Below are 11,962 nucleotides of genomic sequence, written 5' to 3' on the forward strand. Positions count from 1 at the left end.
ATACTTAGGACGCGCTCGGTGCTACTTCTACCCCTCTTCTGGCGGCTCTTCGTGGCCTCGGTAGCAATCATTGGCCCTCTCCTCATAGCCCCGGAGTCAGTCCCCCAAACCCTGGAGTCTTTCCCCCGTGCTCATGCGCCGCTCGATACTACTTAGGAGACGAACATCAGAAATCTGGTTGCAGGGATTTTTCGAACCCACCCGCCTCCGTTCGTTCCTCCCGACGGCACCCTCCCTGCCGCAGGGAGGGTGGGCACGACAGGTGCGGGGCCAGGTCGTCGGGTATCTCTAGTGTCAATGTCATGGTGAGCTGACCTATTGGTTCTCCACGATGCGACGGGCTTCATCCCTACTCAGAGGCTTCTTATATCCAGAGCGGATGCAGACGACCACGACAAGCGGCCCATCGTCTGCGTCCTCAATCCGATAGACCAGATGGAAGCGCGAGCGCACCACCAGCCGCCGCACCTCGAACCCTAGCACTTTGGACTCTGAGCGCTGGGTCGTGTGACGGTCGGGGAGCGTTGCCAAGGTCGCGGCATGGGCATAGAAGTCGTTATAAAGCGCCAGCCCTGCCGCTTGGTCTCCAGTGAACTCGAAGAGACCATGTGCCTCCTCAATCATGTTCTCCTCCGCCTCTTTCGAGAAGCGAATCATGTACCGACGGAGGCTCGGGTACTCGTCGCCAAGGTCAGGCACGTGGAGCACTCATTCGGGCGAGAAGTTCCTCGCGCCCTCTGGTATAAGCGTCCTCGAAGCTGGCGGTACGCCCTGCGGCGATGTCGTCGAGGCCACGCCTGAGTCTTCCAAGGGTCTCCTCATCTACCGTCTGATCCCCCATCCCAAAGGCATCCAGTACGATAGCCCGAACCTGTGCCATGCCCTCAGGAGTGGCAGCGAGGGCAACCAGCTCATCCGGCGGTGAATCAATCGTGATGGTCAATGCACTCATTTTGTTTTGTGTTCCTTCCGTGCCATGTTCTTACGTCCCTGTTTTCCCTCACCATGCGCGGGTGCAACGCCGCTTTGGGAGTATGGTATCAAGGTTCTCAGGCGGTTTCAATCCGCACCGGCAGGAGTGGCGTTTCGCCTCTCGGCTTGCCTAGGCTCATCACCCTATGCAGCTTTTTTCCTGCTCTTGCGCCTGTGCGCGTTAAAGGGCGCAGGTGCAGGCAGGCCCACGCTCTCGAAAAGCTCGGCCATGACCTCATCACCGTCTATCAGCTCCCCCGCCTCCGCCTGTGCCAGCGACTTCCCAAGGCGTTCTAGTTGTTCCGGGGTCAAGACATGCTCTGGCTCTGCGGTGGGGGTTCGCAGTACCATTGTCCGCATAGCTGCCAGGGCGAAGTTGTGGCGCAGGTTCTCCGGGAGGGCAGACAGGTGCGGGGCCAGGTCGTCGGGTATCTCTAGGGTCAGTGTCATGGTAGCTCCATCATATCTACAACGAAACCGTGGTGCCAGACGTGCGGCTTGTGTCTGCCTCGTATCCGAACGTCACAAAGCGAATCAGCCGGTTTCCATCCGCACCGGCAGGAGTGGCGTTTTATCTCCCAACTCGCTTTATGCTCGCTACCTTCTAGCATTAAACAAAATAACCTTATCTAGGGTCAACATCCCACGGATAAGCTCTTCTAAAAAGATCACTAAATGATAATCCGAACTTTTCATCACTATTAATCACCTCTCGTACAACTATAGGATTGTTATTTTTAGTGATTTTATCTGAATTAGTTTCCAGAATAACATCATTTATCACCTCAGGTAGTTTCTCAAATATCAAATCAAGTGCGTTTGGAAGAGAAAAAACTTTAGCATAAAAAGAACGCCCATCAATAACGCGAATTGAATTGTTGGTAGGACGTTTAAGTCCTCCCTTAGCAGGAGTGTACGGAATGTCATAAGGTTTTCCTTTATCGGGAATGATATGAACAAGATAAGCCGTAAATCCTTCATCTTGATTTGAAATCCAAGCATTCAAAGTGTCATACATGTCAGCATTAGAACTGCCTTTTATAGTATTATGTTTATTTTTTATCTCTGCCACGATCTTAATTTTTTGATTACGTATGTCCAGCATTGTATTTTCGTATTCATTCAAATAAGGCTGATCTTTTGTTATTTTTTCCCAGCCATCAGCACCGATTAATATATCTTCATGGAAATTTCCTATAGAATTTTGAGCACTTTTCTGGGATTGCCTTGATCTTTCTAATTTTATCCATTCTGGATATGATATTTTCGCAAAACATGACTCAAATATTGCAGAGTAAGGGTCAACGACATTGGCGAAAATTTCGTTTTCACCTTTGATATTTGCTTTATTCTGAACATCAATAACTTTTCGGACTGCTCTCTTGAATGTCTCATCAGAGATAAAATCGAGGTAAGGCACTGTTGTCTCCTAGGGAAATTTTCCCACAGGAGACATTCGCGATCAGTCAGACAAATTCCTCTCTTCCTATAAAGACAACACAGTTTGTTCTGAAAGTTTTGGCTTTATATCTTTTGAAATCTTCGTGAATTCTTCACCTTCAGGGATTTCTCCATTAATCATCGCAATAATACAGCGACCTAAGTGATAGGCAAGATTACATGGAACAGCATTCCCTATTTGTTTATACTGGGCAGAGGCACCACCTTGAAATTGCCAATCATCTGGGAATGTCTGAATTCGGGCATATTCGCGGCAGGATAGAGGCCGTGTCTCTTGTGGATGACAACGCTCCGTTTGTTTTTGTGCAGGGTTGCAAGTGAGCGTTAGAGAAGGCTCATCCCAAGATAAACGCCTTGCCATTCCTGTTTTACCACCCGATAAATGAAAACTTCCTGCCATATATTCTTTTTGTAGATCAAGAGGTAAATCTCGCCAGTAGCCGCCCGGTGGCACTTGCTCCATGATCTGTGCTTTCCGCGAAGTGTATTTTCCTCCGACGCTTTCTGGGCATTCTTCTAGCGCTTCACGTAGAGAAATCGTATAATCACGCTCTTTTGGAAAGAGATGCTGAATGTCTAAATCTTTACGTATTCCCATGATTATCAATCGCTCACGCTTTTGAGCAACATCAAGAAACTGTGCTCTGAGAATCTGGTATGTAGTGTCATAACCAAGTTCTTCCAAAGCATTTATCATTGTTTTTAAAGTACGCCCATCATCATGTTTAACTAAGCCACGAACGTTTTCACCAATAGCTATTTTGGGACGAACTTCTTTAACACAGCGTGCAAATTCAAAAAACAATGTCCCCCGTGTATCTTCAAATCCACGTCCCATTCCTGCGTAACTAAATGCCTGACAAGGGAATCCTCCCGCAACCACATCTATCTGATCCTGATGCTCCTTGAAACAAACCTCGCGCACATCACCTGATACTACATTCCATTCAGGTTGATTGAATTTCAGCGTTGCTACAGCATGTTTATTAATCTCAACAAGCATTTTTGTTTTCAAGCCAGCATTAGAGAAGCCAAGTGCCATTCCTCCTGCTCCTGAAAATAGCTCTATCACACTGATCTCTGTTGATGGTGATTTCAATACCTGAAACCCACGCCCGCTTCCTGAGTTACCAGAGTATTTTTCTTGTAAATCACGAAGCTCTTGAAGATCAAATATTCGGTAGTTATTCTTTGAGCGTCCAGCACGAACAAGTCCTTTTTTCTCCCATCGCCGAATTGTATCTATAGAAACTCCTAGTGTCTTTGCTGCCTCTTGTACTGTGACTGACATAATGTACTCCTCTAGTTATAACCAATGCATACTGCATTGGTTACAATTATTCTACTATGAATGTTTTGATCTTGTCAATTATATTCCGAAATAAAGACAATGATGCCAAGTACACGAACCTGCTCAAGATGCATGCCTACCGCGACGCCATCCGCCGCACCGCCGGAGCCTACGTCCTCTATCCCGGCAACCCCGACGGAGGCAACCTAGAGTTTCAAGGCTTCCACGAAGTCCTCCCCGGCCTCGGAGCCTTCGCCATCACCCCTGACAAAGAGGGCAAGCCCAAAGGCATCGCAAAGCTCTCCGAGTTCCTCGACCAAGTCAGCGCGCACCTCGCCCACCGCACCACGTCTCGGGAGCAAGCCACCTACCACCAGCGCGAAGCCTACCGCACCAAAGAAGCCCCCGCTGGCTACGGCTCCGTGCGCCTTCAAGAGTCGGACAATCTCTACGGCAACGATTACCGCGCACTTCCTCCCGCTGAGGAGCTCATTCTCGCCGCCTGGTACGAAAACAGCGAGCAACTCAGCCTTGCCCAAAGCGACGACGGCTTTCTCTATGTCCGCTTAGGAGACCGCCGTGGTGCCCTCGAAATTCACCCCAACCTCGCCCAAGTCCGCCGAGCGATCCTCCGGACCCACGGGAGCGTCGTCGCCCCCGGCATGTTCCTTCTCCGTGAAGCGGGCTTTCAGGTTCACACACGCACCAGCCTACGCACCAAGCTGAACCAAAAAGCACCAGCGCACACTATTGCGACATGGCAAGCCAGCCCACAAACCAGCGACGACGAAAACATCTACGCCCTCTTCCAAGTCAGGCCCGACCCCGACTCCGACGGCATCTCCTGGGACGGCGATAAGCTCATGACCCTCATCGAAGCGTTCGAGGCCGACCGACGCAACAAGCCCATCACCAACATCGGACGCCGCTCCCCCGACCCACGCCTTCTCTCCCTCGAAAAGCTCCTCAAAGCCCAAGCAATCCCCCTTCGCGAAGCCGGAGGGGGAGACGGAGTTGTCGCCAAGGGGAGGTAAAACAGCGCCGGCTAGAACCGCAGCGCGAGCTGTGCGACCGGGCCAAACGTGCGGCGATGAATGGGGCAGGGGCCGTGTTTGTCGAGTGCAGCAAGATGGGTGGCAGCTCCGTAGCCTTTGTGGCCCGCAAAACCGTACTCCGGCCACTGTATATCGTAGGCGACGAGTAGGCGATCCCGGGTGACTTTGGCTAGGATCGAAGCGGCCCCAATCGAGACATCCAGCGCATCTCCGCCGATCAGATTACGGCAGTTTGCGTGTAAGTTGGGAACCGGCAGGCCATCCACGAGCACCAGCTCTGGAGCGAGAGTGAGCGCCGCTAGGGCGCGACGCATGGCCTCGTGGGTAGCTCTCAAGATATTGATTTTATCTATCTCCTCCGCCGTGCACTGCCCAATCCCAAAGCTCAGCGCCTCCCGCACAATCCGCTCGTAGGCTTTTTCGCGCTGCCTTGCCGTGAGTTTTTTCGAGTCGCCAATGCCGGTCGGGTCGAAATCTTTGGGGAGAATCACAGCGGCGGCGACCACGGGGCCCGCCAAGCAGCCGCGCCCCGCTTCGTCAATTCCGCATATCATCGTGTGCGTCGAAGACGGCTGATCGGCCAGAAGACGACTTCCGCGCGCCCGATCACCCGGTTTGCAGGAAGCTCCTGCCACTCGTGGGAGTCGTGGGACTGGTTGCGGTTGTCGCCTAAAACAAAGTAGCTGTTTTCAGGGACGACATAGGGATCCAGATGGTACTCGGGATCCTCGGCGACATGATTCTCGATCAGTGGCACGTGGTTGCGTAGAACCTGTCCCGGCTGAATCTCCACCTTGGTGTCGCGGCGGCCCACACGGGTGGCGAACTCTGCGGCGGAGACAGTCTGGTTGCCGGCATGGATGCCCTCACGCGTCAGCCGAAGCGGTACGTCCGCCGGGCCATTCTCACTCGCCTCGGTACTTGGGATGCCTAAAATGCCGCGAATGTCAGCGTGGAAGTAGCGGATTCCCTCCACTTCGACATAGCCCTCTTTGACCTCTATCGTGTCGCCGGGCAGACCGATCAGACGCTTAATGTACTCAGGCTCATTCCTGTCCGCCTCGTGGGGGGCACGGAAGACGATAATCTCTCCCCGACGCGGTGCGCGCAGTCGGTAGAGGAGCTTGTTGACTACCAGGTGATCCCCCTCGCGCAGCGTGGGGTGCATCGAGCCACTAGGGATATGGTAGGTCTGGAGCACAAAAGGACGCAGCAGCAAGAAGACCAGCGCGACAGCCAGCATCGCGGACTCGGTCAGCTCGGAGAGAAAAAGAAAAAAGCTCCGCCGCAGTGCACGAAGCACCAGCCGCAGAGCCGTAAGCCCACCGAGGAGCAAGACAATGGTGGGCACGGAAAGATTCGCGATGCGCTCTGTCCATGTCTCCACCATTGTCTGTAAGCCCCCTGGCCCCCGCACACGGGGGAGTTCTTGAATGTTTAGTTGCTGCGGCTGAAGCGACCGTTGCGGTCTTCCTTCAGACGGGTTGCCTTGCCGACCAGACCACGCAGGTAGTACAGCTTGGCACGACGAACCGCGGCTCGCCGGGTTACTTCGATCTTCTCGATGCGCGGCGAGTGTACCAGGAAAGTACGCTCCACCCCGACTCCGTTGCTGGCGACCTTGCGGACCAGGACGGTATCGCGGATACCCGCACCGTGGCGACTGAGCGCCACGCCCTCGAAGACCTGGACACGCTCTTTGCCACCCTCGATAACCTTCACATGGACGCGCACGGTGTCGCCGCCACGGAAGCTAGGCACATCGGCTTTCTTCTGCGCCTCTTCGATATCACGGATCGCAGTTGCGTTCACTTTACTCATATACGTCTCCCAAACAAATTTAGTTTCTTTGGAGGCGTCCCCTGGCGGTCTCCTCGCGGTAGTGAAGATTCACTCCGGATTGGACACAGGTTCGTCCACCCGGACGGATTGCTCCGCCCGTGCTGAGGCTTGTGCCTCTTCTCGGGAGGCCGAAGCCTCGTCTTGTGCCGTCTGAGCATCATGAGCGGCCAGAAGTTTCTGGTCCGCTTTGCTCAGCGGCAGCAGCTTTTCCCACAAGTCCGGGCGGCGCATACGGGTACGCACCAGTGCCTGGGTCCGACGCCATTTCGCGACATTGGCATGGTGCCCGGAGGTCAGTACCTCAGGAATGCCACGTCCCTTAAAGAGCGCCGGGCGGGTGTAGTGTGGGTACTCCAGCACCCCCCCCTCAAAACTTTCTTCCTGCGCCGACGATGCATTGCCCAAAACCCCGGGCAGCAGGCGCACGCTCGCATCCAGCAGGACCAGTGCCGCGAGCTCACCGCCCGTGAGCACATAGTCTCCCAGCGAGATCTCGCGCGTGATCCAGCCGTCCCGCACCCGCTCATCAATGCCCTCGTAGTGACCACAGACAATCACAATGCGTGGCAGACTTGCCAGCTCCTGAGCGAGCGCCTGGGTGAACGGCTCGCCATCCGGCGCGGTGAGGAGCACCGGAATGCTCGTGTCACCCCCCGTTGCCGCCTCGATGGCAGCGACCAAGGGCTCGGCCTTCATCACCATGCCCGCCCCGCCGCCAAACGGACAGTCGTCTACGGTGCGGTGACGGTCCTGGGTGAAGTCCCGTGGGTTCACACAGACAAGCTCTAAGTAGCCTCCGGCCTGCGCTCTCCCCAGGATCGAGTGGCCCGTCGCCTGTTCAATCAGCTCCGGAAAGAGCGTCACTATCTCGACCCGCATCACTTACTTTAAGAGGCCAGGATCGTCGGAGACAGTCATCCGGCCTCGTTCCAGATCCACGGAGAGAACAAACTGGGTGTGAGCAGGAATTAGTGCCAGGCTGGTCTCATACACATCGTTTGCCGCTGGGTTGTACAGGATCGTCTCCAGCACTCCCAGGTCCTTGCCGGACTCTGTCGCGACCGTGAGGCCCTTGAGCTGCCAGTCGTAGTACGCGCCCTCAGGAAGCACGGGGAGCTCGGACTTGAGTAGAAACAGTTGGGTGCCGTGGAGCGCCTCAGCGGCGCTACGGTCGGTGCCCTCGAAGAGGACGAGCGGAATTCCCTGGTGAATACGGACACTCTGGACACGACTCGGGTGGCCGTTGAGCAAGAATGTCTTGCCCACCAGTGCCTTTGGGTCATCCAGATACGGGCGGAGCTTAACCTCCCCCTTCATGCCGAAGGGGGCAGTGACTTCTCCGATCAAAACGGGTTTGTCGCTTTCCATCACAGCCCCTCTCGTGTTCGGCGCGCTCAGGCTACGATTTCGACGTAGACTTTGCGCTTGTCCTTCATGGCAATCGCCTTGACGATGGTACGCAGAGCGTTGGCTATCCGCCCCTGCTTTCCGATGACCTTACCCAGGTCATCCGCGGCAACGCGCACTTCGTAGGTGGTGGCTTCTTCACCCGGGATCTCGTCCACTTGAACGTCATCCGGAGAGTCTACCAGTGCCTTCACCAAATATTCGACTGTACTTTTCACGTATTCTACTTTTATCCTACTTTCCGGCGGATTTGGGTCGTCCCTCTCTAAGCGGAGGGTAGGATCCCCTGTTTGCGAAGGATTGCTGCCACTTTTTCGGTCGGCAGTGCTCCCACGCTAAGCCAATAGCGCAGTCGCTCCTCCTTGAGTTCCATGATGGGCTCCACATCCGCGGCAACCATGGGGTTGTAGTACCCGAGCTGCTCGATGTAGCGTCCATCACGGGCGCGCCGCACATCAGCGGCGACGACGTGATAAAACGGTTTCTTTTTGGCGCCATCGCGGCGCAGACGAATCTTGACCATTGTAGATAATTGTTCCTTAGGTATTTTACCGAAACGGTAGCTTAAAGCGGCCTCCGCCACCCGAGCCACCGCCTTTTTTCTTTTTGGGGTTGCCCGCAGGCATGCCTGACATCCCCCGCATTCCCGGCATAGGCGGCATTCCTGGCATCCCGGGCATTCCTTTTCCGCTGGACATGGCGCGCATCATGCGCCGCATCTGCTCGAACTGATTCAGGAGCTGGTTGATCTCCTGGACACTCACACCGGCTCCGGCAGCGATCCGCTTGCGCCGCGAACCATTGATGAGCTCCGGACTGCGGCGCTCCTTGGCGGTCATGGAGCGAATAATCGCTTCCACCTTCGCCATCTCTTTTTCCGGCACCGACCAGTCAACATCCTTGAGCTGCGCACCCACACCGGGCAGGAGCTTGAAGAGCTGCTCCAGTGGCCCGAGGCGCTTCATTTGCTGCTGCATGGAAAGGAAGTCCTCGAAGTCAAACTTACCGCCCTTGAGCTTCTTCTCCATCGCGGCGGCTTGCTTCTCGTCAACGGCAGCTTCGGCCTTCTCGATCAGAGTTAGGACATCGCCCATCCCTAGAATGCGGCTGGCCATGCGCTCAGGATGAAAGACCTCCAGAGCATCGAGCTTCTCCCCGATTCCCACCAGCTTGATGGGCTTGCCCACCACGGCACGCACGGAGATCGCGGCTCCGCCCCGGGCGTCGCCGTCCACTTTGGTAAGAACAAACCCGCCCACTTCTAAGAGATCGTTGAACTGGGTGGCGACATTAACCGCGTCCTGACCCGTCATGGCATCCAGAACTAAAAGAATTTCATCGGGCTTTGTCTGGGCCTTGAGGGACTTGAGCTCCTCCATGAGCGCTTCGTCCACGTGTAGCCGTCCGGCAGTATCAAGGATCACCACATCCAGACGGTTTTGTTTGGCGTACTCCACAGCCTCCACAGCCACTTGAACGGGTGTCTTGCCTGCTGTCTGGGAGAAAACAGGCACTTTTACCTGCTCACCGACAATCTCAAGCTGCTTGACGGCAGCCGGGCGCTGGAGATCACACGCAACTAACAAAGGCTGCCGACCCAGCTTCTTCAGGTGCGCCCCGAGCTTTCCCGCCAGAGTCGTCTTGCCCGCGCCCTGAAGGCCGCAGAGCATCAAGACCGTGGGGGGCTTACTCGCCATCGTCAGAGGAATCGCTTCGGTGAGTGGCTTGCCCTCGGCATCGGTGCCGGAGAGGGTGGCGATCATCTCCTCATGAACAAATTTGATGACCATTTGCGCGGGCTGCAAACCCTCCAGGATGCCCTCGCCCAGTGCGCGCTCTTTGACCCGTGCGACGAAGTTCTTGACGACTTTGAAGTTGACATCCGCCTCAAGCAGGGCCATACGCACCTCGCGGAGCGCGGCGTCAACATCCGCCTCCGTGAGTTTTTGGTTCCCCCGTAGTTTGGCGAAGGCATTCTGAAGTTTTTCTGCGAGAGCCTCAAACATAGTCGTCTTTTCTAAAAACAGCACAAAGCCCGGCCGCCGAAGAACGGGGCCGGGCCACGGGCGCAAGTGACAGTGTATCGGAGGATAGCGGCGCTGTCAAATACGGCTACGCCTCGTCGTCCATCGTTCGCAGAAACCGCCCCGAAACGAGGAAGAGTAATAGCAAAGCCAGTGCGACGACAAAGACGACCACATTGACCTGCAGTGAGTTAAGTTGCCTGTCGTAGATAAGTAGGGCGGTAAAGAGACAAATCCCCAGAGCCACCATCCATTGAAACCACCCTGCAAGTCGCAATTGGCGCAGGAGTAAAAGAAGGCTCGTCAGCCCGGCTCCCAGGGCAATGAGGAGTAGGGCACCGCCATAGAGAGTGTCCTTACTTAAATATTTGAACCATCCGAGCCATCCGCTGAAGCCTGCTACCAGAACATTGAGCAGCAGAGTCACCCACTCTCCCAGACTCAGACGCCAGCGGGGTTTGGGAGGGCGTTGGTTACGTTGTTGTTGGACTTGCATAGGACTCTTTTATCCGCTCCCTGAGGGATGTTCTACTTGTAGACCGGCAGCTTCCAGGACTTGCGGTACTCGCGCCAGTACGACGTGGTATCGCGGCCTGTCTTGCCGACCAGATCCATTGTCGCCTTGTCGAAATGCACCGTCTCGCCGCACAGGTAGGCGATATTGGCGAGGTGGCAGACGGCGGTGGTCTGCGCCATAGACGCGAGGCTGGAGCGGGTCTGCTGGCGGCCTCTGACACCATCGAGCCAGTTTTGCCAGTGATCCCCAACCGCTGGCGAGCCCTCTTTGGGGATCAGCTCGCCGCCCGGAGCATGCACTGACCAACCGCCGCGCCAGACACGGACGAACTTACCGTCGGCGCTGACGAACTCCACGCCACAGTCCGGCTTGTCGGGGTAGTCGCGGCCCGTGGACCACTGCATCACAAAGTCTGGGTTCTTGAACTTGAAGATCGCCTCCACGGTATCGGGAGCGGTGCGGTCATCGGTCGGGTAGGCCAGCTTGCCGCCGTAGGCGCTCACGGAGACGGGCATCACGAGGTCCTGGTTGGTCGCGCTCATCCCGAGAAGTGCGATATCCAGCATGTGGACGCCCCAGTCGCCAGTCATGCCGGTGCCGGTGTTCAGAAACCAGCGCCAGTTGCCGTGCACACGGTTGGCCGCATAGGGCGTCATGGCAGCGGGTCCAACCCACATATCGTAATCGAGGCTCGCAGGCGGTGCCGAGGGCTTCTCATTGCCCACTTGTGAACCATCGGTGCGCCACGCACGCACTAAAACAATCTTGCTCTTGAGCTTGTTGTTGCGCACGAAAGAAATGGCGTCGGTGAACTCTTTTCCACTGCGCTGCCACGTCCCGACCTGGACGATCTTCTTGTGATACGCCACGGCCTTTGCCATTGTCCGCGCCTCGACTAAGTTATGGGAGATGGGCTTCTCACAGTAGGCATCTTTGCCAGATTCCACGGTATGGATTAAGTTCAGCGCGTGCCAGTGATCGGGCGTCCCGACAATAATCGCATCAATGTCCTTGCGCTCCAGCATCTTGCGGTAGTCGCGGAAGATCTCCGGTTTGCGCCCGTACTTCTTCTCGACCTCGGCAATATCACCGCCCATGCGCCCCGTGTCCACATCACAGAGCGCCGCCACCTCGACACCCGTTTTGTCCATTAGATTGCGCATGTTGGCCGCGCCCATCCCGCCGCAGCCGATCAGTCCCAACACGATCCGGTTGTTGGCCCCTTGAATACGATTAAATTCCATGCCGTCCCCTTCGACAGTGCAATCCGCTAATCCTTCCTGAACTCGAACTCTAGCACGGCTATTCAGTTTTTGCCTCCCCCCGGCTTCGCCGACCCCCTCCGGCTCCGCGAAGGGGGTACAAGAGATCAAGATGGTAAAGTCAGATTCCT

The 11,962-nt window shown here is 55.8% G+C and carries 16 protein-coding genes; 1 reads left to right on the plus strand and 15 read right to left on the minus strand.

Annotated features, from left to right (window positions below; translation table 11 throughout):
* Positions 1 to 315 precede the first annotated feature (315 nt).
* The 5 genes from ACH2ED_RS04325 to dcm form a co-directional block, all read right to left on the minus strand.
* Positions 316 to 699: a hypothetical protein gene (locus ACH2ED_RS04325; protein ID WP_395088983.1), complete on the minus strand. Its 384-nt coding sequence runs from the start codon at positions 697 to 699 to the stop codon at positions 316 to 318.
* Positions 692 to 952 carry a hypothetical protein gene (locus ACH2ED_RS04330; RefSeq protein ID WP_395088984.1) on the minus strand — a complete coding sequence of 87 codons (261 nt, stop codon included), beginning with the start codon at positions 950 to 952 and terminating at the stop codon, positions 692 to 694. The genes ACH2ED_RS04325 and ACH2ED_RS04330 overlap by 8 nt, the downstream gene beginning before the upstream one ends.
* A gap of 164 nt (positions 953 to 1,116) precedes the next feature.
* Positions 1,117 to 1,422, minus strand: coding sequence for a hypothetical protein (locus tag ACH2ED_RS04335; RefSeq protein WP_395088985.1), 306 nt, complete (start codon positions 1,420 to 1,422; stop codon positions 1,117 to 1,119).
* Between the two features lie 175 nt (positions 1,423 to 1,597).
* A complete protein-coding gene (locus ACH2ED_RS04340; protein ID WP_395088986.1) occupies positions 1,598 to 2,392 on the minus strand; it encodes an Eco47II family restriction endonuclease in 795 nt (264 codons plus the stop codon).
* Between the two features lie 66 nt (positions 2,393 to 2,458).
* Positions 2,459 to 3,724, minus strand: a complete 1,266-nt coding sequence (dcm, locus tag ACH2ED_RS04345) for a DNA (cytosine-5-)-methyltransferase (protein ID WP_395088987.1) — start codon at positions 3,722 to 3,724, stop codon at positions 2,459 to 2,461.
* A gap of 56 nt (positions 3,725 to 3,780) precedes the next feature.
* Between dcm and ACH2ED_RS04350 the strand changes: the two genes are divergently transcribed.
* Positions 3,781 to 4,758 carry a nuclease domain-containing protein gene (locus ACH2ED_RS04350; RefSeq protein ID WP_395088988.1) on the plus strand — a complete coding sequence of 326 codons (978 nt, stop codon included), beginning with the start codon at positions 3,781 to 3,783 and terminating at the stop codon, positions 4,756 to 4,758.
* Positions 4,759 to 4,769: 11 nt separating this feature from the next.
* Here the strand turns inward: ACH2ED_RS04350 and ACH2ED_RS04355 are convergent, their stop codons facing one another.
* The 10 genes from ACH2ED_RS04355 to ACH2ED_RS04400 form a co-directional block, all read right to left on the minus strand.
* Entirely contained in the window at positions 4,770 to 5,333 is a 564-nt protein-coding gene (locus ACH2ED_RS04355; RefSeq protein ID WP_395088989.1) for a ribonuclease HII, read from the minus strand.
* Positions 5,330 to 6,169 carry a signal peptidase I gene (lepB, locus tag ACH2ED_RS04360; RefSeq protein ID WP_395088990.1) on the minus strand — a complete coding sequence of 280 codons (840 nt, stop codon included), beginning with the start codon at positions 6,167 to 6,169 and terminating at the stop codon, positions 5,330 to 5,332. The genes ACH2ED_RS04355 and lepB overlap by 4 nt, the downstream gene beginning before the upstream one ends.
* 47 nt (positions 6,170 to 6,216) lie before the next feature.
* On the minus strand, positions 6,217 to 6,600 hold the full coding sequence (gene rplS / locus ACH2ED_RS04365; protein WP_395088991.1) for a 50S ribosomal protein L19: 384 nt from the start codon (positions 6,598 to 6,600) through the stop codon (positions 6,217 to 6,219).
* Between the two features lie 69 nt (positions 6,601 to 6,669).
* Positions 6,670 to 7,500: a tRNA (guanosine(37)-N1)-methyltransferase TrmD gene (trmD, locus tag ACH2ED_RS04370; protein WP_395088992.1), complete on the minus strand. Its 831-nt coding sequence runs from the start codon at positions 7,498 to 7,500 to the stop codon at positions 6,670 to 6,672.
* Between the two features lie 3 nt (positions 7,501 to 7,503).
* Entirely contained in the window at positions 7,504 to 7,989 is a 486-nt protein-coding gene (gene rimM, locus ACH2ED_RS04375; protein ID WP_395088993.1) for a ribosome maturation factor RimM, read from the minus strand.
* A 26-nt stretch (positions 7,990 to 8,015) separates the two neighbouring features.
* Positions 8,016 to 8,246 carry a KH domain-containing protein gene (locus ACH2ED_RS04380; protein ID WP_309686700.1) on the minus strand — a complete coding sequence of 77 codons (231 nt, stop codon included), beginning with the start codon at positions 8,244 to 8,246 and terminating at the stop codon, positions 8,016 to 8,018.
* Between the two features lie 47 nt (positions 8,247 to 8,293).
* Positions 8,294 to 8,551, minus strand: a complete 258-nt coding sequence (gene rpsP, locus ACH2ED_RS04385) for a 30S ribosomal protein S16 (protein ID WP_309686697.1) — start codon at positions 8,549 to 8,551, stop codon at positions 8,294 to 8,296.
* Positions 8,552 to 8,576: 25 nt separating this feature from the next.
* Positions 8,577 to 10,034, minus strand: coding sequence for a signal recognition particle protein (gene ffh, locus ACH2ED_RS04390; protein ID WP_395088994.1), 1,458 nt, complete (start codon positions 10,032 to 10,034; stop codon positions 8,577 to 8,579).
* Between the two features lie 106 nt (positions 10,035 to 10,140).
* The gene (locus tag ACH2ED_RS04395) at positions 10,141 to 10,548 is read right to left on the minus strand and encodes a hypothetical protein (RefSeq protein ID WP_395088995.1); all 408 of its coding nucleotides are present in this window, start codon (positions 10,546 to 10,548) and stop codon (positions 10,141 to 10,143) included.
* Between the two features lie 32 nt (positions 10,549 to 10,580).
* Complete coding sequence (locus ACH2ED_RS04400; protein WP_395088996.1) at positions 10,581 to 11,813, minus strand: Gfo/Idh/MocA family protein; 1,233 nt, start codon at positions 11,811 to 11,813, stop codon at positions 10,581 to 10,583.
* Positions 11,814 to 11,962 lie beyond the last annotated feature (149 nt).

This window comes from Armatimonas sp. (genome assembly GCF_043757465.1).
In the GTDB taxonomy this organism is placed as follows: Bacteria; Armatimonadota; Armatimonadia; order Armatimonadales; family Armatimonadaceae; genus Armatimonas.

What these genes read in the sequence shown, in the direction of transcription:
- rplS (WP_395088991.1), bottom strand. Translation starts at nt 6,600, where the DNA reads ATGAGTAAAGTGAACGCAACTGCGATCCGTGATATCGAAGAGGCGCAG.
- ACH2ED_RS04400 (WP_395088996.1), bottom strand. Translation starts at nt 11,813, where the DNA reads ATGGAATTTAATCGTATTCAAGGGGCCAACAACCGGATCGTGTTGGGA.
- trmD (WP_395088992.1), bottom strand. Translation starts at nt 7,500, where the DNA reads ATGCGGGTCGAGATAGTGACGCTCTTTCCGGAGCTGATTGAACAGGCG.
- ffh (WP_395088994.1), bottom strand. Translation starts at nt 10,034, where the DNA reads ATGTTTGAGGCTCTCGCAGAAAAACTTCAGAATGCCTTCGCCAAACTA.
- lepB (WP_395088990.1), bottom strand. Translation starts at nt 6,169, where the DNA reads ATGGTGGAGACATGGACAGAGCGCATCGCGAATCTTTCCGTGCCCACC.
- ACH2ED_RS04395 (WP_395088995.1), bottom strand. Translation starts at nt 10,548, where the DNA reads ATGCAAGTCCAACAACAACGTAACCAACGCCCTCCCAAACCCCGCTGG.
- rimM (WP_395088993.1), bottom strand. Translation starts at nt 7,989, where the DNA reads ATGGAAAGCGACAAACCCGTTTTGATCGGAGAAGTCACTGCCCCCTTC.
- dcm (WP_395088987.1), bottom strand. Translation starts at nt 3,724, where the DNA reads ATGTCAGTCACAGTACAAGAGGCAGCAAAGACACTAGGAGTTTCTATA.
- ACH2ED_RS04335 (WP_395088985.1), bottom strand. Translation starts at nt 1,422, where the DNA reads ATGACACTGACCCTAGAGATACCCGACGACCTGGCCCCGCACCTGTCT.
- ACH2ED_RS04330 (WP_395088984.1), bottom strand. Translation starts at nt 952, where the DNA reads ATGAGTGCATTGACCATCACGATTGATTCACCGCCGGATGAGCTGGTT.
- rpsP (WP_309686697.1), bottom strand. Translation starts at nt 8,551, where the DNA reads ATGGTCAAGATTCGTCTGCGCCGCGATGGCGCCAAAAAGAAACCGTTT.
- ACH2ED_RS04350 (WP_395088988.1), top strand. Translation starts at nt 3,781, where the DNA reads ATGAATGTTTTGATCTTGTCAATTATATTCCGAAATAAAGACAATGAT.
- ACH2ED_RS04355 (WP_395088989.1), bottom strand. Translation starts at nt 5,333, where the DNA reads ATGATATGCGGAATTGACGAAGCGGGGCGCGGCTGCTTGGCGGGCCCC.